The sequence below is a fragment of the Nocardia veterana NBRC 100344 genome, assembly GCF_000308855.1.
Taxonomy (GTDB): domain Bacteria; phylum Actinomycetota; class Actinomycetes; order Mycobacteriales; family Mycobacteriaceae; genus Nocardia; species Nocardia veterana.
Genome location: NZ_BAGM01000028.1, coordinates 1 through 25,583, shown reverse-complemented (window position 1 = coordinate 25,583; position 25,583 = coordinate 1). Strand labels below are relative to the sequence as shown.

The following is a 25,583-nucleotide window of genomic DNA, read 5'->3' as shown; positions in this document are numbered from 1 at the left end:
CCGCCCCGGGTCGGTTGCGCCAGGAGCGAGCAGGTCGGTCGGCGACTCGGGTTCGGCCCGCCTGCCGTCTGCCACCGCGGGTGCGGGCGATTCGGGTGATCTCCGCAAGTTCATGACATGTCCATCCAGTTGGTTGTGACTATATTTTGATAGTAGCTCTCATTTTGTTGTCCATGTCAACACTTTCCGTCGATTCGGCACCTGCCGTAGTCGATGGCGGCGGCAACCGCGCAGGCGATCGCGGCATCCCTGCCCCCGGCGAACTTCGTCTGCACCACATCCGGGGCGACCGCGTTCACCCGGATCGTCGGGCTCGGCTGCCAGGCCGGCTCCCAAGGGGGTCGCGGCACCCGCCGCAGTGGAGGGATTCGCAGCACCGCGGCGGTGGGGTATCGGCGGCGCCGCCGCGGTGGGGAATCGACAGCACCGCCGCGGTGGGGCATTCGCGGCACTGCCGCGGTGCGCCGCATAAGCTGGACGTCGATGAACACCCGCATGACCCGTCGCGACCGCCTCCGCCGATCACGCTCTCTGGCGGCCGCCGCGCTGGCCGCCGGGCTGCTGGGCGCCACCACGATCACCGGTTTCGGCGTCGCCGCCGCGGCCCCGCCGCCCACCTCGACGCCCTTCACGACGCCGAACACCGACTCGTGCCCCAACAAGACGGCCCCGCCGCCGCCGATCGACACCTCCGAGGTCCCCGAGCCCGGTCACACGACGCCACCGCCGCTGCCCGTCCCCGCGGACCCGATCGGTGGCACCAAACTGGGCGCCTGCGGTGTCGTCGTCCCCGCGGGTGCGCCGCCCGTCCCCGCCGACATCTCGGCGACCGCATGGCTGGTCGCCGACCTCGACACCGGCCGGGTACTGGCCGCGAAGGACCCGCACGGCCGCTACCGCCCCGCGTCCACGATCAAAACACTGCTGGCCGCCGTCGCACTCCCGGTGCTCGATCCGAACCAGGTCGTGATCGGCACCCAGGACGACGCCAACGCCGACGGCACCCGCGTCGGCATCGGCCCCGGCGGCCGCTACACCAACGACCAACTGTTCCACGCGCTGCTGATGTGCTCCGGCAACGACGCCGCCCACGCCATCGCCACCCAGCTCGGCGGCGACGAAGCGACCGTCTCGAAGATGAACGCGATGGCAAAGCGGTTGCGGGCCTTGGATACTCGCGCCGCCACCCCCTCCGGCCTGGACGGCCCCGGCATGAGCACATCGGCCTACGATCTGGCGACGATCTTCCGGCACGACATGCAGAACCCCACCTTCGCCAAGATCATCCGCACCGAGCAGTACGACTTCCCCGGCTACCCCGCCAACCCCGCCGTCCCCGACGACAAGGACCACCCCGGCTTCCCCATCGCCAACGACAACCGCCTGCTCTACGACTACGACGGCGACCTCGGCGGCAAAACCGGCTACACCGACGACGCCCGCCAAACCTTCGTCACCGCCGCCGAACGCGGCGGCCACCGCCTCGTCGTCACCCTCCTCAAAGCCGACGTCCTCCCCATCCGCCCACCCGAACAGGCCGCCCGCCTCCTCGACTACGCCTTCGCCCTCCCCGCCGACGCGACCATCGGCTCCCTCCCCGACCAGAACGCCAAGGACGAGAACACCAACGTCGCCCTGGCCTCCCCACCCGCCCACGACACCCCGACGGCAGCTGCACCCTCAACCTCCCACGGCAGCGACAACCTGCGGACGATCGGGATCATCGCGGGCTTCGGCGTGGTGATCGTGCTGGGGTTGGTGGGGTGGTCACGGATGGGGCGCTCGCGACGGTAGGGATCCCCACCTCCGAGCGGCTACGTGGGTGGGTACCGGCGTAACCACTCCTTGTCGGTGAGCACGTCGCGGAGTTCGGTAGCAAGCTCCTGCGCAACGGTGTTCAGAGTGGGAAGAGAACCGATCGGGTCGACGAAGGCACCAGGAATGGCTTGAACTCCATATTCGGCACCGATCAGCATCCCGGCGGCCGCAGCGACGGGACCGCGGTGCGTCGCGTAGTTCAGAGCCAGCAGGAGTGCCTCGCGTACATAGTCGCTGGCCATCGCGCTGTAGAGCGCGATACCTAGTGTCTCGGCACCGTCCGCGCCACCATCTGGGAAGTACCGACGGAGATTGCCAACACCCGTTGGTGTCTGTTCATCCTGAACCAGGATCAGCGCACGGTTGACCATCATTTGAGTCTTTTCATGACTGGGCCTGCGCACCAACTCGTCGAACCCGGCCGAAAGGCAGTCCATGAATGGGCGGTCGCGAATCTGCTGGTGGAGTATGACAGCCAGCGTTCCGGCGGCCAGGTAATCATCCGGGTGAGGATGGGTGAGTGCCGCGATCGCAACCGCGAGATCGAAGGTCTCCGACAAGTCTTCCGACCACACTCCGGCAAGCGCGGCACGGACCAGAACCTCGCCGCCGCGTGCGCTGCTTCGGGGATTTTCAGGGGTCGACCGTACTCCGGTAGTGGCAAAGCTCAGCAAAGCGTCGATTATGGAGGCGTCAGGTTTTTTGTCTCGCCGAAACCCCGCATCCCAAACGACAACGCCATCCGGACCTTCGTGCCTGTCGGCATTCTGCGCATAGATACCACCATTAATGCGCCAATCATTTGTGCGTGCTTCGCTTGCGATATCACGTTGTATATAATGAAACCAACGCTGAAAGCCATGTTGAACAGCGGAAACAGGATCCACCGGTCTGCCTACCCGTCGCGCTCCGAGCGCGCGGACGAGACTTTCGGCCGTGTACGCCATCAATTGAGTAATACGGGTTGGTGACGCTACCGACGCGGGCACGTACTCGACGAGTTCTGGCCCAGCAGATCCAGCCGGATGCCAAGATCGAGTCCGCAGCGCACCGACATCAAAGGAATCCGCGAATGCATCGCCGGCGGCCGCGGCCAGCACCGCTCCCCGCAGCCGCTCGGAACCAGTAGGGTCCCGGACCTTACCTACAAGATCACGGGTGCGACCGCTGATCTCATCGGAACGATCACCGAATTGCACCTCGGCTTCGACCGGCGCCTCGATGTCAACGTAATGCTGGTTGTAATCGCTGTCTTCTACCGTCCGACTATCCGGCCGAAACTCTACTCGGCCCCGCCACTGTTTCGACCACTCGGCATGCCAATACTCGAGCTTGACTTCCCGCCGAAACTTCTCCGTCTTTCCCCAACCTTTGGGCGCAATTCGAGGATCCCTCACCCGCTATTCCTCCTGCATCTTCTTCACCCCGTGCCATGAAATCTTCACCCCTGGCTCCATGAAAACTCGCTTACCTGGCCACCACAGCTCACGGGACTCTCCCGGCCGAAGAGTCTCCGGCCTACCGAGCTCCGCAATTTCAGCTGGTCGAGGAAAATCGGCAGCGCCAACATAGAAGCGACGGAAAATCTCTTCGGCTTTTTCGAGGGTACGTCCGATTTCTTCGATCTTCCGCGCTCGCTCGGCATCGTATTGTTGCGCTTGATCCAGCTCCAGCTGCTGAAGATCATCGCGCATTCCGTTGATCTCCCTGTTCAATCGCCCGCGAATCGTCCGCACCGCATCGTGCTGGTTGGCAAAATCGAATCCCTGCCTCGCCCATGCATAACTACCCACGTCGATGTTGGCGCGCAATATGACCTCGTCCACACCAGACTGCCGGTACCACGCAAACATGGCGTTGTTGAATTCACCGGCACATCCCTGGCCGTGCAGATTCTTATCCAGCCGGAACATGGTGTGATCGGCGACTATTCGGCCCTCCATGGCGTAATAGGACCGATTGGCATACCCGACTTGATTTCCGCGCTCGTCGTAGATCTTCGTCTCGACATGCAGCGCATCCGATCCGCCGTAAACCCGCTCGACCCTCACACGCAGCCCGCCGTACTCACCGTCGATGGCCTGCCTCAGCAGCGGTAGCACCCTCGTCTGATCAACAGGCAGACCATCCGGTGGAAACAGATCACCCAAGTTCGGCTTGGGCTCCGCGGCGTGGCCGGGTCCGGTACCGCCGTGATCGCCTGCCAGCTCCGGCAACTCCGAACGGAGCTGCTCGCGATCGTCACCTGCCCGCGGGCCGAGCTCGGCGCGATCGCTCCCCGTCCGGTCGGCCGTTGGATGATGGTCCCGCTCTTCTAATACTGGGTGGTCCCGCGCCTCGGCCAGACTCCCTCGATTCGCTGCCGATGGTCGATCCACGCCGCTGCCAGGGTGTTCATGGTTCCCGGCGGCTGGTGCGTCCTGGTGCGCTTGTCGATCACCAAGAGGTAGTCCGTGCTCTGACGCAGGTCGGTTGTCGATTCGGGCCGGATCAGATACTCGACTGTGGTCGGATCGTCCCGAATAAGGGTCATGTGCACGCGCGTCCGCGGCGGGTAGATCTGCCCGCCAGGCATCCTGGCCCCGTCCCGCATTGCGGCTGTGTACATCTGGGCGACCGTGTCGACCGGCAGGCTCGGGAGTTCGGTGATCACTCCGGTCCGAGCGTCGAGCACCATCTTCGACAGGCCGATGTGACCACCCCGATCGATCTCCTGTTCGGACAGGATCGGGTAGATCACCCAGCCCAGTTCGAAGGGGAACATCCGGTACTTCCTGCTGGTTCCGAGCGCTTCGGCCAGGTACTGGCTCGCCTCCTCGGCTGTGTGAATCTGCCTGGGGGACATGTGGTCTCGCATCCTGATTGAGTGGAATGGCGTGCAGGCTGGCCGCATCCGCCACCAGATCGGGGAACGGTCGATCGGATGCCTGTCCTGTCAACGGATCCCACCAGACCGGGCCCTCGGCGTCGCGTGGGTACACCACGACGACGCCGTGTCCAGCTTCGATTACCGGCGACCCGTCGGTATGGTACTGCGGCAGCCCGGTTCGGGGGTCCCGCGCATGAAATCCGATCGCTACCGCCGCCGACGACCCCGGCCCGAGCGAATCGATAAGGTCGTGCAGCTCACTGAAACCGCTTGCCGCGTCGCGGCCGCCGAACGACTGCCACTCGGCGCCGAGCCAGTCCCCGATGCGGTCGGTAACTCCACGTTCGGGACTGCAATAGTCGACACGACCGTCTGGAAGTAGGTCCGGATGACGCGGGTGTGAAATCTGCGGATCGCCGTAGAACGACGACAGAGCGGCCATGATGTTGTCACCGCAGGAGTTTCGTCGACCGGGAACCTCCGGGCCGCCGTCGTTGATCAGCCTGCCCGCCTCGTGCGTGCGCGGGTCGAACCAGGTCGCGTAATGATCGCCTTCACGCAGTGAGTTGCGCACGTATTCCTGGTACGACGGGTCCTCGAGGGGAGCTAACTTGCCCGGCCCGATCTCCCGGGTATCCGGGAGTCCGCGCAAAGTCGCGCCGGTGTTCGCCTCTGCGATTCGGTCGCTGAGGCTCCGGATGTCGCTCGGCTCCAGCGCTACTCGTCCGTCGTGATCGGCGGGTAACCCCAGGTGTTCGCGGAGGCGGCCGGCCAGAGCTTCGATTGTGGAACCGGTTGACCAGACCCCCTGCTCCGTCCTTCCGCTGTGATCGACGGCTGCGTGGAGATCTGCCCGAGCCGGATCGGCGACGAATTCGATTTGCAGACGTGGCCGTTCCCCCCACGGCAGACGCTGGTGGGGTCCTGCGATCTCGCCTGCCGCGTCCCAAGCCGCTTGCGCGATATCGCGCATCTGCTGGTTCGAGACACCGAGGCCTTGGTCCAGATGGACACGCACAACCACGTCCGTTACCGGGCGGCCAGATTCGTCGGTCGAGCGACGCACTTCGAACAGCGGAGCGCTCTCGCTCCCACGGCCGGGGCCGTGTACCGGACGCTCCGTTTCCGGCGGGCGAGTTCCGCCTCGAAACACCGAATCCGGTTGCGGCACACGGTCGCCGCGTGGTTGTTGTTCGAAAGCTCGGGCAGCACCACTGCGATGCGACGGCTCGCCTGGGTGCGGCGAGCCTACGTGGGATCGCGCAGAACGCGGCGGTCCCGCAGGCGGATGGCTTCCCGGCCCCGAGGCAGGCGCCGAACCGCCAGGCCGGGGCGAATGCTCCGGCAGCCCGTGAGGACTCGACCGATCCGCACCTCGGATCGGCGGCGCTGAGTTCGATTCCGGTGCCCGCCAGTCGTGCGTCGGCAATGTCGGCCCCGGTGGTTCGGACTCCGGCGCGCGCCAGCTGTTGCCTACACTCTGCGAGCGCCGCACCTGCGGCTGCGGAACACTCCGGTCAGCGTCCCGGCGTACCTCGGGGTGTGCAGCAGCAGCGGAAACCTCTCCGTGCGTGGGCTGCGGAGGTTCGTAAGAAGCCGGATCCCATGAGCTGCCGGGCCGCTCACTGCCTTCGCTGTCGGCACCTCGTTGCCCGCGTCGCGAGAACAGGCCCGCGATATCGGGCGGCCGATCGCCGCCCCGGTGAGGCCCAGCGGGCTCCGCCCGCTCGCTCAGGCTTGTATCCCGCCCCCGTGCGGCCAGTTGCGGCCGTTCCCCTTCCGCACCAGGATGCGGCCGGCCACCTTTATCACCAGCGGGTCGTCCGGTGCGACGGTCGGGCCGTTCTTCTCGATCACCAACTCTCGGTTCAGGTCGGTCTCGCTGCTGCCGAACCGGTAGGTCACCTCGGTCTCGGTTTCCGCTGTCTTCCGGTAGAGCACGTACAGGGCCATCTTTTTCTCCGGAAGCCCGCTCCTTCTCGTCACCGCTCAGGAAGCGATCACTCCGTTGCTGGGCCACTGCTTCTCGCGTTTGGCCCGGAGCATGATCTGGCCCGCGGCCGCTCGGAAGATCACGTCCTCCGGTTGGTCCGTGCGGGGGGCGTTGTTCGCCTTGTCGATCGTCAGGGTGCGGTCCAGGGCTTCTCTCGTCTCCCCGAACCGGTACTCCACCTCGTCCGGCGTGTTCCTGATTTGGTTGTAGTAGATCAGTAGCGCCATCGTGTGATCCCCAGAATGTGTCGTACCGCTCGCCCGAGCGCGGGGCCGCGACCTCGGCCCAGTTGTGGTCAATATTGGCATGCGCATGCGCGTCCTGATACAGCGCGCCCGGGTGGTCGCGGTAGTAGTTGGCCTCCGCGAACTCGTGCTCCAGTAGTACGAGGTCCGCCGGATCAGGACGGCCCGACCGCACCCGGATCCAGGCCTCGGCGATGTCGGGGTCCGCGTCGTAGCGCCGGTGAACAACCTCACCGTCGTAGTCGCGTATCGGATGTTCCTCTCGGAACAGGTGATCCTTGATCCGGCGAATATCTTCTCGCGAAAAATGACTACCGTCGGCGCGCGGATGATCAGCGAGAACCCGAGCCATATGGTCGATATCGCTGTCGTCACTCCGGAAGCGTTCGTAGGCGTCCTCAGCCCATTCGAATGCGGCGAAATCGTCACGCGGCCTGATCACACCGCCGGCATTGACCTCCGGCGGGCTGTCGGGAACCCCTTCGTGCGAGGCGGCCTCGGCCGGTTTCGCGTTCGTAGGGCGATCGTCCACGGGACTGTGCACAGGCGGCGAAACGGCAACCGGGACGGGTTGCGCTTGCTGCGGGACGTCGGTGCTGATCGGGTCGGCGATGTGCTCGGGTCGCCCCGTCGGCCGACGATCGCTGTTCGAAAGATCTTGCCGGGAAGCATTTTCGGGAGCACCGTGCCGAGGTGTCGCGGGCGCGCTGTCCGGTCCGGAAGCTCGAGGAGCCGAATCCCTTCCCGAATCCGGTGGAGCAGAAGTCTCGGTCCGAGCTCCGCCATCCGAGACATGCTGCGGCTCAGCAGTATTGCGCGAGATCGGGCCATCCGCCGTGCGGCCAGGGGTGTCGGGTCGATGCTGACGCGGCGGCGCGCCCGAGGGCCGCTCGGCAACGGACGGTCGATGCGATGCCTCAGGAACGGGCCGGCCGGCGGCATCGGGCCGAGCCGCCTCGGTATGGACCGGCCGGGCTGGTGTGGGCTCCGGACGCGAAGCGGGCCCGGCGGCCGGTGACTCGGTAGTTCGGTGCACGGACGCATCGGCTGCCGGTGAGCGCGGAGGTTCCGCAGCCCGCTGAGGTGCGGCCGCGCGGTCCGCAGCCGGCCCCGGCGTATCCGGACGCGCCGGGACCTCGGATGCGGGACGTGCCGCGGGCACTGGTCGCTCGGCACCCGCAACGTTCGGGGCCTGGGAAGGAGAAGGCGCGGCACGATCCGAGGACCCCGCCGGTGCGGAGGTCGGCTGATGCGCCGCCCCGGGTTCGGAAGTCGTCTGCGACCCGGAGTTCGCGCGTGATTCGGACGAAGGCCTAGCGTCGCCGTTCTGGTGTGTGCTCGAATCAGGTTGGGCGGCAACGGATGTCTCATGTCCCGCAGCCACTGTGGCCGCGTGATCGGTTCCGGTTGCCGGCGGAGTTTCCGCCGGCAACGTACCCGAATCCTGATGGGTGATACCCGACGGATGGGTACCGTCGGCCGCCGCGGGAGTTCCCGGATCCGACGGTGACGGCCGCGGTGAGGGATCGGGCGAATGATCCGATCCGCCGGCGGCGGGCTTGTCCGGCGCCGACTCCGGATGCGGGCCCGCCGCCTCACCGCCGGGTGACGTGCCGTGCCCGCCGAATTCGGGCTTACTCGCCAGGCCGCCTCCGGCGCCCTCCAGCAAAGTGCCGGCGTCGATCGAATGATCCGGGTTGGTCGCGAGCTGAGCCGCGGCATTGCCCACGACGTTGGCCGGCACCTCCGCGACATTCTTGCCGACGAGTCCGGCTACCAGCCCGGGTTCGGCACCGCCGGCGAGCCGCCCCGCCAGATTTCCGCCGATGCCTTCGCTCATGGGTCCGGTCACACCACCGGCAACGGCCCCGGCCCCGGTAGCCCGAAGGAAGCCGGCCGGATCGAACCCGTCCTCGCGATGGCCGGCGGCCAGCTGAATGCCTTGTGCGGCAGCATCCGTGCCCGCTCCGATACCGGCACCGATCGCCGCCTGCGTAGCGACCTTGGCGCCCACGCGCATGGCGAGACGCTTGGCGACGAAAGCGGCACCCTTCGTGGTGATCTCGGCTAGTAGCTTCTGCACGGCCGCACGGACCGTCACCTTGACCGCGGCCGCGGCCGCGACCTCGCCCGCCTGGCCGGCACCTGGAACCCACGACCAGGCGGTCATAGCGACCATGACCATCGCCGAGATATAGATGGTCAGCTTGGTGTGTTCGATATCCGTGGCACCGTGTTCGAGCTGCTCGGCGAAGCTGTTGCAGGTGTTGATGAGACGTTGCAGTTCGCTGCCGTCACCACCTGAGATGTTCTGCCAGTAACTCGACATCGCGGAATGGGCCTTGCCGTCGATCGCATCGAGAGCGCCCACCATCGCCAGGTCGGCCGGCTGCTTCAGCTCCTCCAGTGCCTTGGCCATATCCGACCAGTGCCCGGCTGCGCGGCGCATGGCATCTTCGTCGCCGTCGGGCCAATGGCCGAAAAGGAAATCCGACAGGTAGGGGATCTGCGGAGGCCGCCACAGTGTCACGAGTTCGCTCCCCCGCTACACCTTGCGAATGCCGTCGGCACTGGCCTGATCCTGATTCTGGACGAGGTTCGCGGTGCCGGTGATCTTGTTTCCGGTCTCCCTCAGCGTGGCCGCCAAGGCCGCCAGCTCGTCGAGCGTCTGCTTGACGCTCCCGTCACCTTCCTGCGGATAGTTCTTTTCGAACTCCGTTCCCGGGCGATCTCCTCCCCAGCAGCGTCCTTCGGCTTCGAGTCCTCGACGCAACTTCTCCAACGCGGTTTCGACATCCTCGCCGAGCTGCTCGAACTTCGGCGCTATCGCCCGCAGCCGCTCCGGATCGGCAAAGAAGTCAACCACGTTCGCACTCCCTCATCGGCGTACTCCGTCCCCCTCTTCCGACGCACGCGCCGCCGGGCCGGTTCCACTCGCATCGCAACTGCACTCGGCTATTGCTCCCGAGTCGGAAACTCGGAAAACCGTTGGCGCAGCTCACGCATGCTCGGCATCCCCGGCAGGACCTCGTCCAGGCCGGCCATCCCGTCGATCACGGACTGCACCGGTTCGAGGATTTTCGCGCGCGCCTGCGTCACCGCCTCGACCCCGCCGCGAATCGCCGCGTTGATGTCCTCGGTCAACTGCCGAGGCGTACTGCGCCGAAATGCATCGTCGGCGATCTTGACTTCCGTCACTGTCCCGGACCCGTTCACCGTCACCTGCGCCAGGTCGTTCGGTGACGTGGCACGAACCGTCAATGCCGCCAGCTTGCTCTGAATGCCCTCCAATTCCCCCAGCTCACGGTCGAACTCGCTGTGGATGGCGTCGAGCGTTGCGCGCAGGCCGTCATTGGCGGCACGAATCTTCTCACGCTCCCAGTCGTCCATGCCGATCAGCCGACCCTCGAACCGTTCACCGCGATGTACCGCACCTTGCCCCCGTTTCGAAGCAGCCCGACAGTTGCTACGTGCGGACCCGAACCGCACCGCCCCGGCACGCTACCGCAGCCACGAGTCGGGTGGACCGTACCCCTCGGTCGTCGTAACGCTCTCGTGCGTCGTAGGTCATTTCGATTCGCCCGTGTCGATTTCGATCTTCACTCCTGCAGTGGACGGCCGAGCAGCCGCCGCCGGCGGCGAGTCGGTAACCGTGGCAACGTGACTGGGGCTAGTGGGCGCTGGACGAGCACTCTCCAGCGGGCCCACGGTCGCCAGTTCAGGGCCGGCAGTGGGCGGCTTCGGCGAGTTGCCATCCAGCGGACCGACCGTCGCCAGTTCCGGCCCCGGACCGTCCGGCCCGGCGGGGCCATCAGGTATCTCGCCCCCTGTTCCGGGAACCGTCGTCCACAACGGTTTCGGTGGAACGATCCCACTCGGCGGGCGTTCCGAATCCGGGGCGGACTTGCCACCGCCTCCCGGAGCATGGGGAATCCCGCTCATCGGCATACCGGGCGCGGCGGGGGCGTTCGTTCCCGTCCCCGAGGCTGCGTTGGGGTTCTCGGAACGTGGCTCGGCTGCGTGCCCCGGCAGCGAACCCGGCGTGGCGACACCCGAGGGCGCTGGAGTCAACGACTGCGCCGACGACCCAGCCGCGGAGGCGCCACCGGGGCCTGGACCGGACGGACGTGCACTACCCGGCGTCGAGCTCTTGTCGTCGGACGGCCCGGCCGCAGTGGGATCTGACGGCTCCGCCGGCCCGGGCTTCAAGAACGGCACCCCGTCCTTGATCCCCATCGAGTATTCCTGCGACTTCCCGTCGGGCCCAGTAACTTTGGCGGTAATGGTGCCGTTGGGCGACTGCGTCACGGTGAGGTTCCCGCCCAGTGCGCTGAGATTGGCGAGCTCTTTTGAACCGGGAAGGTTCTTGACGTCGGTCAGTTGGGAGCCGAGACCGGAAAGCTGAGAACCGAGACCGGAGATGTTGCCGCCCAACGACCCCAGTCCTTGCTGCGCGACGTTCTGGATCTGGCTGAGGCCTTGTTGCAGGGTCTGGGTCAGGCCTTGTTGGACGGTTTGACTTGCCTGGCTCGCGAGAGACGAGAGGATCTGCGCCGGATTGGCTTGTGTACCTGCGGGACTCGTTGTCGGTGTAGTCGGGGCCGCCGCTGCGGGCGTTGTCTGAGCCGGTCCGGGAACCGCCGGCCCCGGAACCGCAGGACCCGGCACGCCCGGCGTTGCCGGGCCCGGATTCGACGGAACCGGGTTGGAAGGGCCGGGGTCCTGTGGCTGCGGAGCCTTGCCTAGGTGCCCTGCGTTGTTCAGCGCATCGACAGCGACCTGCAGATATTGCTCCACCGCCTTATCGGTCTGGGCACAAAGCGTGGAGTAGGCCCGAAAATACCCCTCGGCGCTTTCACAGAATTGATTTGTCCAGATCTTGCAAATTTGTTGCGCTTTGTCGTCGAACTCGGTGACTTCAGCCCAACCGGGCTGGTCTTTATAGTTGCCGTGCGGGTCATAGCGCGGTAGTGCGCTTCTATCACCGAGAACTCCGGTGTCGGCAATCCACTGGATCTGTTTCCGCACGTTATCGCCGATACCGCGTCGGAGAGAATAGTTGATGATGACCGATACGTCGTCGTTTCCGGCATTCTCATCGTCGCTGTTGCGAGTGTTGATCCCCTGCCCTCTGCTCTCGCCGTTGGTCATGTCGACACCATTGATACGGTGGACCATATTCAGCTTCGCGAAGGCATCGGCTTTGCGCTGAAGGCACTGCTTGATTTCGTTGACCGTGGCGTAGACGGTCTGCGGGATCGCCGTCAGCTCATCCAGCGCATCATCGGACCAGGCGCCGAGCTTTCCGATTTTGTCCTGTACCGCGCCACCGGTCGGCCCCTGCCAATGCCCCGAAAGTCGTTGTGTGGCCAACTGCTGGTCGGTATGGGCTTGCGTGATCTTCGGCAATGCGGCTTCGATACGCTGTGCCGCTCCGAACAAATGGTCGAGATGCATGTCACGCTGTCTGAAATAGAACGTGTCCATCGCGTCTTTCGTATCGAGCCCGATACCCTGCGGGGCCTTCCGCCCCGTGATCGCGTAACGCGCTTGGACCAAGTGGAACCAGTCCAGTGTGTTCGTCTCGAGGATCTGCTTCGCGTCGGCGCCGGGATTGTAGGCGCCGGAGTCTCCGGAGAGGAATCTATCGACCGAGGTATCGGACGGGCCGTGTTTGCCATAACCCGCCCAATTGGCCGATGTTGCGTCGCCGGTGCCACCGATGGTTACCCATGCCGCAGCATTCCCCTCCCCGAGACCAGGTTTCGGCTCGACCACGATTACTTTTCACCCATCGTCAGGTCGCCTGCGCCGTCGAACGACACCTTGGCGAGATCACTCGAGACTTGCGAGTCGGAGTTCTGAACAGTGTCGGCTGCATGATTGAGCGCAGTCCCGAACGCTGCACACGCACTGGACCAGTCCTCGACCGCCTTCACCACATGATTGAAGCCATCGGCGATGTTCTGGGCCTGCTTACGGTACTCCGCCCCCAAGTCGTTGGGATCGAACATGTTCTTCCATGAACCCGCGGCCTCGGACAAACCGCGTGCCGCGGCCTCGAACGAATTCGCTTGTTGCCGAACCCCGTCCGGATTCATGCTGAGGTAGCCACTCACCGCAAACCTCCTACCCGTGGATAAGTACAGCCGGCCGGCACCCCCACTCCGGTCGGAAATTCGGATCAACACACTCAAACGAGCCAAGACTTCGGCGGACCATAGCCTTCCATTCGGGCCTCGTCTTCATCAGTCCAATCGGACGGCAACACGTAATCGTCACCGCGGCTTTCACTCGCTCGCCGCGCAGCAGACAACATCCGCTCACCGGCACTGGGCGCTTCAGCTACTTGCGCGCGGTGCTCTTCCTCCGCTGGCCACGCAGTGTGAGCTTCCGATTCATCAGGAGGTAGTCCAACCAGCTCCGCGACCCGCTCCATGGCATTTCTGGCCTGTGCATCTATTTCGTCGAGCTGAACTTCTGTGCCATGCAGGGCAGCGACGTGATCATCGGTAATCGCGTCGAGGCGGGCGCGCCAGTTCACTGCATCAACTTCCGGCTCGTCGACCGGGACCTATCGGCCCTGACACAGTCGGTACGAGTTCAGGAACAACATGCATGACCCCCTCCTGGTCTTCAGACTCGATGTCGAGAATGCCACCCTCCTGAGACGAGCGGCCTCACGATCATCGCAGATCGAATGACACTGACGCCAGGCAGACAGCAGCCGCAACCACTACGCCGCTCAGGTCAACCACGCCCCGGGACCGCATGAGTGTCTCGGATCCAGGTTGATTGCTTACTCGGCGTGGCCGGCAGATGCACCGGCCCGACACCTCCTGAACCGGTGACATCGCCATCGATCCTGCGCGGGCGGAAACCGGTCGATGCCGATAGACAGCTCGCGAAGGCCGGGGTTCCCGAAAACGCCCTCGCCGCAGCATCGCTCCCTCGATGCGGTTTCGATTACGCGGCTGTCGACGTTTCGACATGGAAGAGCGTATTTACGCCTCGCCCTGGCTTCCCATCAGAACACGGCGTCCTCACGTCGGAGGTATGACGTTGCAGCATCGAGAGCGAGCTCCGAGCAGTTGGTCGCGGAGGTCTCGCGGTACTACGCCCCGCAGTTTCGACCGAGGTGTGCGATATGGCTCGGAGCTCAGCAGTCGATGTCTCCCCGGGATGCTGCGGCGGTGAACGACGACCATTCGGCTGCGGTGAAGGTCAGTGCGGGTCCGGAGCGGTGCTTCGAATCACGAACGCCCACAGTGCCGTCCGATAGGAAGGCGACCTCGACGCAGTTCTCGGAGGCCCCGCTATGGATGCTCTTGAACCACTGCGCAGTCGATAAGTCATCCATTACGACACGTACTCCTTCGCCATCTGCCGGAGCAGGGAACGGCTGGCGACAGCGTCCAACACACTCCGTCGAAGATCTTCGTAGGCCCTATGGTAGCGCCGAACAGTGGTCGGTTTCGCAAGATACAAGCCCCCGGTGAAACATTCGGTGTAGACCACGGGCGGTTCCTCCGCGTTGCCGCTGCGGTCGGTACCGAACTCCAGTATGACGAAAGGCCCGATGGGCTCACCCAGCGGAAGCCCTGCCGCGAACGGCAAGATGTGGACGTTGATGTTCGGGCGGGTACTGACGTCGGCCAGATGTTTCAGTTGCGCCGCCATCGTCTTCGGACCACCAACCATGCAGCGCAGCACTGATTCTCGAAGTATCACGTCGAGCGTCGCAGGCCGATGCTTCCGAGTGATTCGCGTCTGTCGGCGCATCCTCAGCTGCACTCTCCGTGCGTGCTCTTCTGCCGAGTCGGCCGGATAGCCAGTGTGAAACAGCACGCTGGCATACGCCGGTGTCTGCAGCAAGCCGGGGACAAGCTCGGGCTCGTAAGTTGTGAGCCGTCGCGCGGATGCCTCGAGGCCAACGTAGAAGTCGAAGTTCGGAGGCAACAAGTCACCGTACTCGCACCACCAACTCAGCTCGTTGCCTTGGGCAGCAAGAGCTTTCATTGCTACGGTGTGGTCGTCATCGAAGCCGTACAAGCGGCATAGAGCTTCGATGTCCACCTCGCGCAGATGCGCCACCATCCCCCGCTCCATCCGCTGCAAGGTACTCGCACTCCGCTGAATCAGCGCGGCGGCCTGATGCAGCGTCAACCCGCACTCCTCGCGCCCGTTGCGCAGATACCGCCCGAGTTGCCGCCTCGGCAACGTGGACCCGCACTCCGACATGCCTGCCTCCCTCCAGGTTCGCATCGACCGCGCCAGCACATCACCGCGCAATCCCCCACTGCCCCACCACCACGGAATCTCATTCGATCCCCGCATAATCCCAGCAAGGATTGCATCTTTCGGCTCGACCAGAGGGCAGATCGGGCGATCGAGGGAACCGCCGAGGCCCACCGAGCGTCCAGTAAGGTAAGCGGGACGTATGAGGGAGGGACGCCGATGGACGTGGGGCAGTCGACCGCCGACGCGCTGTGGCAGCAGGCGGTGGATGGGACATTCAAGATGGAGCCGGATGCCGCTCGGCGATGCGCGGAGATCTACGTCAGGTTCGTTGAGACCACGGTCAATCCGCAGCTGACCTCTGCACGCGAACTGGCACGTATTAGTGGTTTCGGCGATTTCCGATCCGCCGAGGAGCTCCGGGTCGGGTTTGCGGGGAAAGCCTCCAGCTTGTTAGACGCCCTGACCAGCATGAGAGCGGCGGCGATCACAATGGCTGCCGCTCATTTACGAGCTGCACGGTTGATAGACGACGCTGAAGCAGCAAATGCGGCGGCGATCAAGACAGCTATAACCGGGAGCGGAAAATGACCTTGATTCGATCATTGATTCTCGCCATAGCTTCGGCCTCACTTGCGATCACCGTGGCCGGGTGCTCCGATAAAGCTGGCGATTCGAACTTGCGTGCCACCGATTCACATGCCGGTGCACAGTCTTCTTCTGGACCTGCACAGACACGACCGACACTTACCGATCCGAAAATTCAGCCTCCCTCCCAGCACAATCAATACACCGGAGCGCGCCCGGATATCGTCTTCGATCCGTGTACCTGGATAAGCGACGACACCATTCGCAAGTCCGGCTTCGACCCCAGCACCCGGAAACGCGGGCCCGACCAGATCGCGGAACGCAGCTTCCTCACGTGCGCGTTCACCGACGGTAACCCTCTCGATGGCCTGGTTCTACAAGTGAACTCGAGCAACGCTACTTGGGACGAAGACATGGCCAAAGTCCGTGACTACAGCGAGCCCTTGACAATCAACGGCCGCGAGGCAATGTGGGTTCGCAACCCCGGTATCAAACAGGATTGCCAAATCGACATCCGCACCAAGGTTGGATTCGTGCAGGTCGCCGTTTCCTCGAACTCGCTCCAAGACACCGGGCGCCCGTGCGGCAACCTGGAGAACATCGCGTCGAACATCGAGACCGAAATCGGTAAGGACAACTGACCGTGGGTAGCCCGAACCAACCCGGCCCGCTTGCTACCTGGGGCCTGATCGCCGGGGTCAATCCCGATGTAGCCATTCCTCGGGATGCCGCGAGCAAGGCGCAGACAGGTGCGCAACACCTCCAGCAGCAGCTGCACCACCAAGGCACGGATCCTTCCTATATCAAGGACCTGGAACAGTGGGATTCACTCTCGCACCAGGACATCCGAAAGATGGTCGACAGCATCAACCCGGGCACAATGCACACGTTTGCGAAGAGTTGGACGGATATATCCGCCGCCTTGAGCGGCGGCCTGTTCGGTCTGAACCTCGCCATCCAGAAGGAGATATCGAACGGCTTCCACGGTCAATTCGCCGGATCCGCCGCTGAAGCCGCTAAAAAATTCGTCCAGCAGGCTTCCGACGTCCACGAGGTCATCCTGGCGGTGGGCGCGCGCATCAACGCCGCCGCCCATGGAGGCGAGGCCGCCAGGCTGGCCGTTCCGCCGATCAACGGCTCGACGACTCCACAGGTCGTCGGTGCAAACGCATTGATCGCAGGGCTCGGCGCCCAACCACCTGGTCCGACAGTCGACAAAGCCAAGGCCGACGAAGAATTACGCCAGCTGGCGATCGCGGCCATGCGCAACAACTACGACCCCACCTACCGGCCCGCCGGTGACGGCGTCCCAACCTTCGTCCCGGTGGATGCACCGGGTGGCGTCGGCCCGAGCAATCCGAACAACGGCCCGTTCAACAGCGGGACCGGGGTGAACAGCTCCGGTAACCCAACCGGCACGAATTCGCCCGGCGGTGAAACCGATTCGGGCGGTGTCGGCGACAAGGCCGAGGATGCGGCGCAACAGACCGATCCGGCCGGCACATCGCAGTCCGGACAGGATTCGAGCCGAACGGGTAGTCAGAGCACCTCGAATCCGGCTGCGTCGTCATCCGCGGGCGGTGATACTCGCCCGTCCGGCCTGGGTTCCACCACTGCCGCGGGATACGGAGGTGGTGGCCCGGGTTCGGGTTTCGGTTCCTCCGGAACATACGGCGGTGCGGGTGGTGCGCAATCCGGCGGGCCGGGGCGGAGTATTCCCGGTGTGGCCGGAGTCGGAAACCCCGCTGCCGCAGCGGCTCTCGGCGCCCGGCCGGGCCAGCCCGGACTCGGCGGCATGCCCGGGATGCCCGGTCTGGGCGGTGCCGGCAAGAAGGACGAGTCCGAGCGTGAACACAAGACGCCCGACTACTTGGTCATGGATCGCGAAGAGGAACTACTGGGTCCCCGCGAGCGGACTCTGCCCGGCGCCATCGGTGCCGATATTCCCTCGGCGCAGGTTCGTCCGGACGATGAGGGACGCCGCCCGTGAAATGGGAGTTCACCCCGGACGAATTCATGCACGTCTGGAAAGAGACCGACAAGGATCGGTACCCCTACCCGATACAGCTGCGGTCGTCGGCGCAGTGGCAGAGCGAAGCCGAGCGGATGAGCTGGGAATTCCGGGCGCGGATGCCGAAGGGGTTCGATCCGGACCTGTCCGCCGCGTTGCGGGTGGTGGCCAACCCGGCAATCTCGTTGCTGCTCACGGGAACTCGCAAGCGGCCCGTGCGCATCTATGCCGCAATCGACACCACTGTCGGGGTGGCACTGGTCCAAAGGCCGGGCCCGGCAGATGAATACGGTGGAAATGTGGTCGTCGAAGCGGGCTCGCCCGCGATCGTGCCGAAGGTGTTCGCCGCTGTCCTCGGCAATCTTCCGGCGGGCCGGCACGCCGGCTTGATCGAAAGCCTCGATCGCATCCGCACCGATCTCGATTCGTGGACCGGCACAAAGGAAACCACGACGGCCCGGATGAAGAAGCTGCTCGGCGCTCCGCGCGCAGGTTCGGGGCATATCGAGGTCAAATGCGGCCTCCAGGATCCGCGTCCCTATCCGCCGCAATACCTCAGCTGGTTCGATGTCGAAGGCGACGGTCGATACACCTATCGCCAGCAGTACAACGACTTTCGCATCGACCCATCGTCCACCGAAACGATCTGCCGCGAGATCACCCGCATGATGCGAGTGCAGGAGGAGTTCTCGCGCATCGACTGAACGCCCGACTCACGAACCCGCCTGCGGAGCGGGTGCCGTCGCATACTTCGCGTGCGCCGGTACCGACGACGCACCCCCGCGCGGCGTGACCGGTGATGCCGCGTCGCAACGATCGCGACGCGGCCGCGCCTACACCAGTTCCGGCACCCGCAGATGCGCCAATGCCAGTTCGAATTCGCGCACGTCGATCGCCTCCACACCGACCTGGCGGGCGGCGTCGACCCGCAGGGCCGCGGACTGCTCACGGTTGCGCTGCATCGCCTCGGCGCTGTCGAAGGTGCCGCAGGAGACGGCCCGGCCGGAGGCGCGGCTGACCAGCAGGCTCGCGCTGCAGAAACCGTCGAGCTGTTCCATCCCGGGCAGGATGTAGTTGCGGTAGGCGTCGATCGACATGTCGAGGCGGCTCGGATCGGTCTTGACCCAGGTCGCGCGCACGCAGGCGCCGGGCATCGAACGGTGGTCGCGGTGGACGACGGCGATCTCCCATTCCGCCACCTGGGCGGAGGTGCCGCCGAAGACCGTCACCGCCCGGTCGCGCGCGGCCATGAACCCGCTCTCGCTGTCGTGCATGGCCGCCTCGGACTCCCATCCGGTGGTGGCTATACAACGGCCGAAGGTGCGATCCACAAGGAGGGACAAACCGGTACAGCCGGGGGTTTCTGCCAACACCGGCATGACTTCGTCCCGCATATGCGCAATCCCGGCGTCGATAGCGGAGGGTTGCGCCTGAATCGTGGTAGACCGTGCGAACACGATCCACCCCCTCTCTGCTCGGGGCAGCGCCCGGCGGCGCCACCGGTGCTGTTCACACTCCTCCGTCGCACGCGTCGTGGCAATAGTGCTCATGCCGACCGAGAGGACGGCGCGGGGATAAGAACGGCCATTCACCGGACACTCGACGAGCCGGCATCGCGACCGTGTTCTCACCGTTTACGCCGGACGGCGAACAAACCGCCCAGCACCGCCCCCACCCCGAACAACGCCAGGCCCGTGCTCGCCGTCATCCCCGCGTTCATCCGCGGCTCGATCACCGCCGGTCCCGGCGCCGGGATCTCCGCCTCGACCTCGTTCTCCCTGGCCGTGGCGGCCCAGGCTGTGGCGAACAGGATGATTCGGGCGGTGATGTAGGCGAAGACCATGAGGCCGATGATCGAGCCGAAGGCGACGCCGGCGGGGCTGGTGAGGACCTTCTGCAGGTAGAACGAGGCCACCTGTTTCCAGATCTCGAAGGCGATCGCGGCGATGAAGGCCGCTCGCACCGCGCTGGCGAAGGTCACCGGTTGCCGGGGCAGCCGGGCGATGATCCAGACGAAGACCGCCCAGGAGGCGAGCACCGCGAGCACCAGGGTGAGCAGTCGCAGCAGCCAGGACACGCCGGGCACCTTGTCGAGGCCGACACTTTCCAGCAGCTGCCGGGCCAGCCCGCTCGACGACAGCGCCGACAATCCCAGCGACACGACCATCGCGACGCCGAGCCCGGCCAGCGCCAGCAGATCGGAGAGTTTCGTCTTCAGCCAATTCCCTTGTTGCGCAGGCTGTTCCCACTGTTCGGTGAGGGCGGCGCGCAGGTTCGCCATCCAGCCCAGCCCACCGTAGGCGGCGCCGAGCAGACCGATGATGCCCACGCTGGTGCGCGAGTTGATGGCCTGGTCGATCAGATCGTTGATCTGGCCGCCGAAGGAGCCCGGGATGTTCTGCACGATCTTGTCGCGCAGTTCGTCGAGCAGGCTCGGATCGCTGGCGAGGACGAATCCGGCGATCGCGAACGCCACCATCAGCAGCGGAAACAGCGACAGCACCGTGAAATACGTGATGCCGGCGGCGAAGTAGTCACCACGCTGGCGCTGGTAGCTACCGCCGGCCCGAATCACATGGTCCAGCCACGGCCTCGCCTGAACCTCGCGTTCTATCCGCGCCTTGACCTTGTCGAGCACCTGTCCTCCCGAACCTGTTCAACCGCGGCCGAACACGTCGAGGCGGCCCCGCGTGGTCGGCTCATCAACCGGGCCTCACGCGGGTGCACGTCAGCGGTGCAGGAAACCCACTCGGTCGTACACCTGCGCGAGGGTCTTGCCGGCGATCTCGCGCGCCCGCTCGGCTCCGGTGGCGAGGATGCGATCGAGTTCGCCCTGATCGTCCAGATACTCTTGCACTTTCGCCTGCAGTGGTGTCACAAATTCCACCAGCGCGTCGGCCACATCGGCCTTGAGCTCGCCATATCCCTTGCCCTCGAAGCCTTTTTCGAGAGTGACGATGGGCGTGTCGGTGAGCGCGGAGAGAATGACCAGCAGGTTGCTGACGCCCGGCTTTGTCTCCGGGTCGTAGCGAATCTCACGTTCGGTGTCGGTGACGGCCGAGCGGATCTTCTTCGCCGACACCTTCGGATCGTCGAGCAGATTGATCAGGCCCGCGTCGCTGGCGGCGGACTTGCTCATCTTCGAGGTCGGATCCTGCAGGTCGTAGATCTTCGCCGTATTGGTGACGATATGCGGTTCCGGTACGACGAAGGTCTTCTTGAAGCGAGTGTTGAAGCGCTGCGCCAGGTTTCGCGTCAGCTCCAGGTGCTGGCGCTGATCCTCGCCGACCGGGACGAGCTGTGGGCGGTACAGCAGGATGTCGGCGGCCATCAGGATCGGATAGGTGAACAGGCCGACCGTGGCGTTGTCGGAGCCCTGTTTGGCCGACTTGTCCTTGAACTGCGTCATCCGGCTGGCCTCGCCGAATCCGGTGATGCAGCTCAGCACCCAGGTCAGTTCGGCGTGCTCGGGCACCTGGCTCTGCACGAACAGGGTCGAGCGCTTCGGGTCGATCCCCATCGCGAGCAGTTGCGCGACGCCGCGGATGGTGCGGCTGCGCAACTGCTTGGGGTCCTGCGACACCGTGATGGCGTGCATATCCGGGATGAAGTAGAGGGCGTCGTAGTCGTCCTGCAGCGGCGCCCAATATTGCAGCGCACCAAGGTAGTTACCGAGGTGGAAGGAGTCGCTGGTCGGCTGGATTCCGGACAGGACCCGCTGCTTGCGGTCGCTGGGGGCAGGACTGGACATGGTCCGATCTTCGCATGGTCGGCCAAGCGGTTTTCCCCGAGGGAGCGAGGATGCGCGCGGGTCCGCCACCGCACCTGTCCGGGTGGCGAAACACCGCTGCTCAGACGGCGTGCCGCTGGGCGAAGTTCCGGGGATCCACCCCCGGCATGCTGGACCTGCCACTGGCGACCAGGTCCTTTTCGCGCCGGGTGATCAGGCGATACACCGGCGCGCTCGGGCCGGACAGCGTGTCGCGCAGGACCGGCGGGGTGAGCGGCGGCCGCAGGTGGGCGGTGCGCACGGCCTGGGCGAGCCCACGGTAGGCGAGCTCCTCCCGCAGGCCCCATCGGATGTCGTACATCCGCCGAATCCGCGGCGGCAGTGAGCCCTGCACCAGCAGATGCGCGCCGCTGCTGGCCTGCTGGAACGGGCGCGGCAGCGGATGCGGCACTTCCTTGCCCGCCAGATATGACCCGACCAACCGCGCCTCCTCGGTCAGGTAGAGCTCGTCGGAGGCGAGATAGTCGTCGAAGAAGCGCCGGAAGGCGGGGTAGTCGGCGGGTGCGGCCGAACGCGGCATCCCGAACAGTTCACCCCAGCGCACATAGTCCTGGTACAGATCCTCGCGCTCCCCGGGTGTCAGCTTCCGCACCAGGACGTCGTGCATGACCTCGGCGGAATCGGCGGTGAAGGCCATGGTCATGAACATCAGGCGCGGGTCCAGCGCGGAGTAGCGCGAACCGGCGGGATGATGCGGACCGGCATCCTCGGGCAGCGCCCCTTCGACCGGGACATGGCGTTTGTGGGTGAAGGCCAGCGCGCGGTCGGCTTCCTCCCTGTCACCGAGGAAGACGGCCTCGAACAGCCGTCCGGTGAGCGCGAGCCGGGTGTACGGGGTGGCGCGATGCGCGGTGTTCTCGGCGGTTCCGACGAACAGCAGCGGGTGAACCGCGCCGATCACCAGGGCGCGCAGGCCGTAGGTCAGGCCGACCGCTCGCTTGCGCATCACGCGGCGAATCATCGAATCGTCGGCGAAATATCCGGGACCAGGCATCGTCGCCCTCCTCACTGAATCTGGCAATAGCATCCGCCAGAATGAGATTTCTGGCAAGACTTAATGCCAAAATTGTCGCCGTGCCACAATCGGACCGTGACGGCGCAGCGGACCTACGGCGGTGTGTCGGCCGCCGAACGACGCGCGGGCCGGCGGGCCGCGCTGCTCGGCGCGGCGCTCGAGATCATCGGTACCCAGGGCGTGGACAAGCTGACGGTTGCCGGACTGTGCGCCCAGGCCGGGCTGAACGAGCGCTACTACTACGAGCAGTTCACCGGCCGCGACGCCGTCCTCACCGCTCTGTTCGACAGCATCGCCGAGGAGCTGGCCGCTGCCATCCTGCGGGCCCTGCACGAGCTCACCGCCGAAACGAGCGGTGCGGAGCCGGCGGCGGGCGACGATCTGCCCTCGGACGAAGGGCGCGCCCCCGCCTCACCGCGCCCACCCGACACCCGGACGATGGCGCATGCGGCGGTCGCGGCCGGTATCCACGTGCTGACCGACGACCCCCGCAAGGCCCAGGTCGCCCTGGCCCTGAGCGCATCCACCCCGGAGTTGCGTGCGCGAACGCTGCAGACCATCGCCTCGTTCGCGAATCTCGTTGCGGACCGAGGGATCGACTTCTACGACCTGGGCGCCCCGACACCCGATCCGGTGATCGGATTCCGGGCCACGTATCTGGTGGGTGGACTGGTCCAGACGTTGACGAGCTGGTTGCAGGGTCAGATCGACATGACACGCGACCAGCTCATCGATGAAACCACCGATGTGTTCGTCCTGCTCGGCGAGGATCTGGCCCGCCGGCTGCGCCGAACGCCCGTCAGGCCGGGTCGGCGAGGGTGAGCGCCACCGTCGGCAACACCGCCGGCGGACGCTGCAACACCACCCGGAACACCGTGCCCCGGGCCGCCCAGGTGTGCGCGGCGGCCGTCATGGCGTCGGTGAACCACTCCAGATCCTCGCGTTGATCGGCGAGTAGCTGACCCGAATCCCGAATCAAAGCAACATATCCCGGCGCCTCCCCGACGAAGTCGTCCAGATCGCGCAGACATTCGTCGAAGGCGTCGCGGTTGTTGCCGAAGTAGTAGGGGAATTGGAACGCGGCCGCGAACTCGTCGAACACGCCGGCCGTGGTGCGCATCTTGGCGCCGCGCAACTCGCGCACGACGTAGTCCGCGGGCGCTTGATACCGCACCCCGCTGAACGGGCCCGCGGCGACGTCCAGTCCACCGAGGACCGGCGCGGCCGACTCGGCCCGTGCGTCCGGGGCGCGATGTCGATCCGCAACCGACGCTCCCGCCTGTGGTGCGGCCAGGAACCGGGCGAGCGAGATCGTCGCACCCATCAGCGCATCCTCGTGAAGGTCTCGTAATGGTCGCCGGTGTAGTAGGCCGATCCGTCGCTGCCGGTGACGATGCGTTCGGCATCGCGGGTCTGGCCGCGTTGCTTGGGATTGACGTCCCATTCCTGGTAGGTGATCGGTTTACCGCTCGAATCGGTTTTCGGCAGCGTCCCGGCCCGATTCATCCACTGGTCGCCGCCCTTGGTGCCGGGAGCGTTGGCCGAACCGGGCCAGCGTCCGGCATCGATTTCGACGAGGGTGCGATAGGCGCGGTCGGGAACGCCGGGCGCCCGGGTGGCCGACGCGGCCGGGGTCGCGCCGGAATTGCCGGGGCCGGGCTTCGCCGTCTGGGTGGACGGCGTCGTCGTCTTGCCGGCCTGTGCGGTCGCCGCCACCGAACTCGCGATGTCGTGCGTGGTCGAACCGCCGCGCAGGCCCAGGACCCCGGCCACGATCGCCGCGATCACCAGCCCACCCAGAACCAGCAGAATACGAATTCTCTTGTCGGACATGTTCATCGGTGCCTGTTCATCGGTGCTGTCGGACGTGCGAAGGTCCCGTCCGCGCTGACGGGGTCAACCGGCGGCGGAATCGGTCCACCACCGGGTCGGTCGGAGGGTTCAGCGGTACTGCACGGTGACCGGAGCGTGGTCCGACCAGCGCAGTGCGTATTCGGGCGCGCGCTCGACGACGGCCTGCTTCGCGCGGCCGGCGATCGCGCCGCGCGCCAGGTGGTAGTCGATTCGCCACCCGGCGTCGTTGTCGAAGGCGCGCCCGCGATAGGACCACCAGCTGTACGGCCCGGGCACCCCTGGATGCAACTGCCGGACCACGTCGACGTAGCCGGCTGCCAGCATCTCGTCGATCCAGGCCCGTTCCCCGGGCAGGAAGCCGGCGTTCTTGACGTTGCCCTTCCAATTCTTGATGTCGAGTTCGGTGTGCGCGACGTTCCAGTCACCGCAGATCACGAAATCGCGGGTCTGCGCCTTCATGTGCGCACCGAGTTCGCCGAGGAAGCGGTATTTCTCGTCCTGCATCGGGGTGTCGGCCTCGCCGGTGTGCACGTACACGCTGGCCACCGTCAGATCGTCGAAATCGGCTTCCACGTAGCGGCCGGCACCGTCGAATTCGGTGCTGCCGAATCCGATTCGCACCCGCGACGGTGCCCGACGGGACAGGATGCCCACCCCGGCGCGACCCTTCGCACCCGGTTCGGCATGGGCGAGAAACCACCCGGCGTCGAGGACCGGCGCCAGCGCCTTGCGGGTCTGCTCATCGGTTGCCCGAGTCTCCTGCAGGCAGATGATGTCGGCCTCGGTGACGACGAGCCATTCGAGCATTCCCTTCCCGGTCTTGCCGGTAGCTGCGCGTATGCCGTTGACGTTGACGGAACTGATGATGCTGGCCACCCGACGACCGTACAATGCGGGAATCAACCCGTCCTCGCGGACATCGCGGCCACGCCGAACAGGCCGCCGCCGATTCGGAAGGGGTGACGACGATGACGTCCGGCACCACCCAACCCGCCACCTCCCTTGCGCCGATGAAAGCCCTGCACACCGGGTCGGGCGACCCCCTGCTGCTGTTGCACGGATTTTTGATGTCGCCGCATTGCTGGGAAGGCGTCGCGTCCAGATTGTCCGCTACGTGCGAGGTGTTCGCTCCGGCCTTCGCCGGGCACTGGGGCGGCTCCGA

General features: G+C 65.5%; 28 protein-coding genes and 2 pseudogenes. 8 read left to right on the top strand and 22 right to left on the bottom strand.

Annotated features, from left to right (window positions below; all coding sequences use genetic code 11):
- Positions 1-176 precede the first annotated feature (176 nt).
- Positions 177-350 (bottom strand): hypothetical protein, encoded by a 174-nt coding sequence (locus ON37_RS33410; RefSeq protein WP_169332984.1) that lies wholly within the window; start codon positions 348-350, stop codon positions 177-179.
- A 145-nt stretch (positions 351-495) separates the two neighbouring features.
- On the opposite strand from ON37_RS33410, the gene ON37_RS04985 reads away from it, so the two are divergent.
- Positions 496-1,794 carry a D-alanyl-D-alanine carboxypeptidase family protein gene (locus ON37_RS04985; protein ID WP_040717190.1) on the top strand — a complete coding sequence of 433 codons (1,299 nt, stop codon included), beginning with the start codon at positions 496-498 and terminating at the stop codon, positions 1,792-1,794.
- A gap of 20 nt (positions 1,795-1,814) precedes the next feature.
- Here the strand turns inward: ON37_RS04985 and ON37_RS31505 are convergent, their stop codons facing one another.
- The 6 genes and pseudogenes from ON37_RS31505 to ON37_RS32720 form a co-directional block, all read right to left on the bottom strand.
- Complete coding sequence (locus ON37_RS31505) at positions 1,815-3,215, bottom strand: ADP-ribosylglycohydrolase family protein (protein ID WP_083892731.1); 1,401 nt, start codon at positions 3,213-3,215, stop codon at positions 1,815-1,817.
- Between the two features lie 3 nt (positions 3,216-3,218).
- Positions 3,219-4,196, bottom strand: a complete 978-nt coding sequence (locus ON37_RS33990; protein WP_245553051.1) for a hypothetical protein — start codon at positions 4,194-4,196, stop codon at positions 3,219-3,221.
- Positions 4,133-4,663 carry an SUKH-4 family immunity protein gene (locus ON37_RS33985; protein WP_245553049.1) on the bottom strand — a complete coding sequence of 177 codons (531 nt, stop codon included), beginning with the start codon at positions 4,661-4,663 and terminating at the stop codon, positions 4,133-4,135. The genes ON37_RS33990 and ON37_RS33985 overlap by 64 nt, the downstream gene beginning before the upstream one ends.
- 97 nt (positions 4,664-4,760) lie before the next feature.
- Positions 4,761-5,132, bottom strand: a pseudogene (locus tag ON37_RS34805) (toxin glutamine deamidase domain-containing protein); the annotation flags it as partial.
- Between the two features lie 1,286 nt (positions 5,133-6,418).
- The gene (locus tag ON37_RS32725; protein WP_040717181.1) at positions 6,419-6,640 is read right to left on the bottom strand and encodes a hypothetical protein; all 222 of its coding nucleotides are present in this window, start codon (positions 6,638-6,640) and stop codon (positions 6,419-6,421) included.
- Positions 6,641-6,676: 36 nt separating this feature from the next.
- On the bottom strand, positions 6,677-6,907 hold the full coding sequence (locus ON37_RS32720) for a hypothetical protein (protein ID WP_040717180.1): 231 nt from the start codon (positions 6,905-6,907) through the stop codon (positions 6,677-6,679).
- A gap of 1,633 nt (positions 6,908-8,540) precedes the next feature.
- Here ON37_RS32720 and ON37_RS32715 point away from each other — a divergent pair.
- Positions 8,541-8,996 carry a hypothetical protein gene (locus ON37_RS32715; protein WP_157171354.1) on the top strand — a complete coding sequence of 152 codons (456 nt, stop codon included), beginning with the start codon at positions 8,541-8,543 and terminating at the stop codon, positions 8,994-8,996.
- A gap of 84 nt (positions 8,997-9,080) precedes the next feature.
- On the opposite strand, the pseudogene ON37_RS34800 reads toward ON37_RS32715, so the two are convergent.
- The 8 genes and pseudogenes from ON37_RS34800 to ON37_RS04915 all read right to left on the bottom strand — a co-directional run.
- A pseudogene (locus ON37_RS34800) lies at positions 9,081-9,344 on the bottom strand (WXG100-like domain-containing protein); the annotation flags it as partial.
- Positions 9,345-9,470: 126 nt separating this feature from the next.
- Positions 9,471-9,791, bottom strand: coding sequence for a WXG100 family type VII secretion target (locus tag ON37_RS30780; protein WP_051031216.1), 321 nt, complete (start codon positions 9,789-9,791; stop codon positions 9,471-9,473).
- Positions 9,792-9,880: 89 nt separating this feature from the next.
- Complete coding sequence (locus ON37_RS30775) at positions 9,881-10,315, bottom strand: YbaB/EbfC family nucleoid-associated protein (protein WP_051031215.1); 435 nt, start codon at positions 10,313-10,315, stop codon at positions 9,881-9,883.
- Between the two features lie 177 nt (positions 10,316-10,492).
- On the bottom strand, positions 10,493-12,703 hold the full coding sequence (locus tag ON37_RS04930) for a hypothetical protein (protein WP_040717176.1): 2,211 nt from the start codon (positions 12,701-12,703) through the stop codon (positions 10,493-10,495).
- Positions 12,704-12,705: 2 nt separating this feature from the next.
- Complete coding sequence (locus tag ON37_RS04925; RefSeq protein ID WP_040717173.1) at positions 12,706-13,044, bottom strand: hypothetical protein; 339 nt, start codon at positions 13,042-13,044, stop codon at positions 12,706-12,708.
- A gap of 74 nt (positions 13,045-13,118) precedes the next feature.
- On the bottom strand, positions 13,119-13,469 hold the full coding sequence (locus tag ON37_RS32710) for a hypothetical protein (protein ID WP_157171353.1): 351 nt from the start codon (positions 13,467-13,469) through the stop codon (positions 13,119-13,121).
- A 615-nt stretch (positions 13,470-14,084) separates the two neighbouring features.
- Entirely contained in the window at positions 14,085-14,285 is a 201-nt protein-coding gene (locus ON37_RS04920; RefSeq protein WP_040717171.1) for a DUF397 domain-containing protein, read from the bottom strand.
- The gene (locus ON37_RS04915; RefSeq protein WP_040717169.1) at positions 14,285-15,166 is read right to left on the bottom strand and encodes a helix-turn-helix domain-containing protein; all 882 of its coding nucleotides are present in this window, start codon (positions 15,164-15,166) and stop codon (positions 14,285-14,287) included. The genes ON37_RS04920 and ON37_RS04915 overlap by 1 nt, the downstream gene beginning before the upstream one ends.
- Positions 15,167-15,382: 216 nt before the next feature.
- Between ON37_RS04915 and ON37_RS04910 the strand changes: the two genes are divergently transcribed.
- The 4 genes from ON37_RS04910 to ON37_RS04895 are packed head-to-tail and all read left to right on the top strand — an operon-like array spanning position 15,383 to position 18,466.
- A complete protein-coding gene (locus ON37_RS04910) occupies positions 15,383-15,754 on the top strand; it encodes a hypothetical protein (RefSeq protein ID WP_040717167.1) in 372 nt (123 codons plus the stop codon).
- A complete protein-coding gene (locus ON37_RS31495; protein ID WP_083892730.1) occupies positions 15,751-16,392 on the top strand; it encodes a DUF3558 domain-containing protein in 642 nt (213 codons plus the stop codon). The genes ON37_RS04910 and ON37_RS31495 overlap by 4 nt, the downstream gene beginning before the upstream one ends.
- A gap of 2 nt (positions 16,393-16,394) precedes the next feature.
- Positions 16,395-17,741, top strand: coding sequence for a hypothetical protein (locus tag ON37_RS30770; protein WP_051031214.1), 1,347 nt, complete (start codon positions 16,395-16,397; stop codon positions 17,739-17,741).
- Complete coding sequence (locus ON37_RS04895; RefSeq protein WP_040717163.1) at positions 17,738-18,466, top strand: ESX secretion-associated protein EspG; 729 nt, start codon at positions 17,738-17,740, stop codon at positions 18,464-18,466. Before ON37_RS30770 ends, ON37_RS04895 begins: the two co-directional genes overlap by 4 nt.
- Positions 18,467-18,595: 129 nt before the next feature.
- On the opposite strand, the gene ON37_RS04890 is transcribed toward ON37_RS04895, so the two are convergent.
- The 4 genes from ON37_RS04890 to ON37_RS04875 form a co-directional block, all read right to left on the bottom strand.
- A complete protein-coding gene (locus ON37_RS04890) occupies positions 18,596-19,219 on the bottom strand; it encodes an antibiotic biosynthesis monooxygenase (RefSeq protein WP_040717161.1) in 624 nt (207 codons plus the stop codon).
- 170 nt (positions 19,220-19,389) lie between these two features.
- The gene (gene yhjD, locus ON37_RS04885; protein ID WP_040717160.1) at positions 19,390-20,400 is read right to left on the bottom strand and encodes an inner membrane protein YhjD; all 1,011 of its coding nucleotides are present in this window, start codon (positions 20,398-20,400) and stop codon (positions 19,390-19,392) included.
- 90 nt (positions 20,401-20,490) lie between these two features.
- On the bottom strand, positions 20,491-21,513 hold the full coding sequence (gene trpS / locus ON37_RS04880) for a tryptophan--tRNA ligase (RefSeq protein ID WP_040717159.1): 1,023 nt from the start codon (positions 21,511-21,513) through the stop codon (positions 20,491-20,493).
- Positions 21,514-21,613: 100 nt separating this feature from the next.
- Positions 21,614-22,546, bottom strand: a complete 933-nt coding sequence (locus tag ON37_RS04875; RefSeq protein ID WP_040717157.1) for an oxygenase MpaB family protein — start codon at positions 22,544-22,546, stop codon at positions 21,614-21,616.
- Positions 22,547-22,642: 96 nt separating this feature from the next.
- Here ON37_RS04875 and ON37_RS04870 point away from each other — a divergent pair, with 96 nt between their 5' ends.
- Positions 22,643-23,389: a TetR/AcrR family transcriptional regulator gene (locus tag ON37_RS04870; protein ID WP_040717155.1), complete on the top strand. Its 747-nt coding sequence runs from the start codon at positions 22,643-22,645 to the stop codon at positions 23,387-23,389.
- Here ON37_RS04870 and ON37_RS04865 read toward each other — a convergent pair.
- The 3 genes from ON37_RS04865 to ON37_RS04855 form a co-directional block, all read right to left on the bottom strand.
- Positions 23,367-23,891, bottom strand: a complete 525-nt coding sequence (locus ON37_RS04865) for a barstar family protein (RefSeq protein ID WP_040717154.1) — start codon at positions 23,889-23,891, stop codon at positions 23,367-23,369. The genes ON37_RS04870 and ON37_RS04865 overlap by 23 nt on opposite strands.
- Positions 23,891-24,400 (bottom strand): guanyl-specific ribonuclease, encoded by a 510-nt coding sequence (locus ON37_RS04860; protein ID WP_306306457.1) that lies wholly within the window; start codon positions 24,398-24,400, stop codon positions 23,891-23,893. Before ON37_RS04860 ends, ON37_RS04865 begins: the two co-directional genes overlap by 1 nt.
- A gap of 108 nt (positions 24,401-24,508) precedes the next feature.
- A complete protein-coding gene (locus tag ON37_RS04855; RefSeq protein ID WP_085997229.1) occupies positions 24,509-25,297 on the bottom strand; it encodes an exodeoxyribonuclease III in 789 nt (262 codons plus the stop codon).
- 92 nt (positions 25,298-25,389) lie between these two features.
- Here ON37_RS04855 and ON37_RS33770 point away from each other — a divergent pair.
- On the top strand, positions 25,390-25,583 hold a 194-nt coding region (locus ON37_RS33770; RefSeq protein WP_040717150.1), incomplete at its 3' end, for an alpha/beta fold hydrolase.

Coding starts and splice junctions, on each gene's coding strand:
- ON37_RS04985 (WP_040717190.1), top strand. CDS start 496: ATGACCCGTCGCGACCGCCTCCGCCGATCACGCTCTCTGGCGGCCGCC.
- ON37_RS33985 (WP_245553049.1), bottom strand. CDS start 4,663: ATGTCCCCCAGGCAGATTCACACAGCCGAGGAGGCGAGCCAGTACCTG.
- ON37_RS32725 (WP_040717181.1), bottom strand. CDS start 6,640: ATGGCCCTGTACGTGCTCTACCGGAAGACAGCGGAAACCGAGACCGAG.
- ON37_RS32720 (WP_040717180.1), bottom strand. CDS start 6,907: ATGGCGCTACTGATCTACTACAACCAAATCAGGAACACGCCGGACGAG.
- ON37_RS30775 (WP_051031215.1), bottom strand. CDS start 10,315: ATGGACGACTGGGAGCGTGAGAAGATTCGTGCCGCCAATGACGGCCTG.
- ON37_RS04920 (WP_040717171.1), bottom strand. CDS start 14,285: ATGGATGACTTATCGACTGCGCAGTGGTTCAAGAGCATCCATAGCGGG.
- ON37_RS04915 (WP_040717169.1), bottom strand. CDS start 15,166: ATGTCGGAGTGCGGGTCCACGTTGCCGAGGCGGCAACTCGGGCGGTAT.
- ON37_RS04910 (WP_040717167.1), top strand. CDS start 15,383: ATGGACGTGGGGCAGTCGACCGCCGACGCGCTGTGGCAGCAGGCGGTG.
- ON37_RS31495 (WP_083892730.1), top strand. CDS start 15,751: ATGACCTTGATTCGATCATTGATTCTCGCCATAGCTTCGGCCTCACTT.
- trpS (WP_040717159.1), bottom strand. CDS start 21,513: ATGTCCAGTCCTGCCCCCAGCGACCGCAAGCAGCGGGTCCTGTCCGGA.
- ON37_RS04875 (WP_040717157.1), bottom strand. CDS start 22,546: ATGCCTGGTCCCGGATATTTCGCCGACGATTCGATGATTCGCCGCGTG.
- ON37_RS04865 (WP_040717154.1), bottom strand. CDS start 23,891: ATGGGTGCGACGATCTCGCTCGCCCGGTTCCTGGCCGCACCACAGGCG.
- ON37_RS04860 (WP_306306457.1), bottom strand. CDS start 24,400: ATGTCCGACAAGAGAATTCGTATTCTGCTGGTTCTGGGTGGGCTGGTG.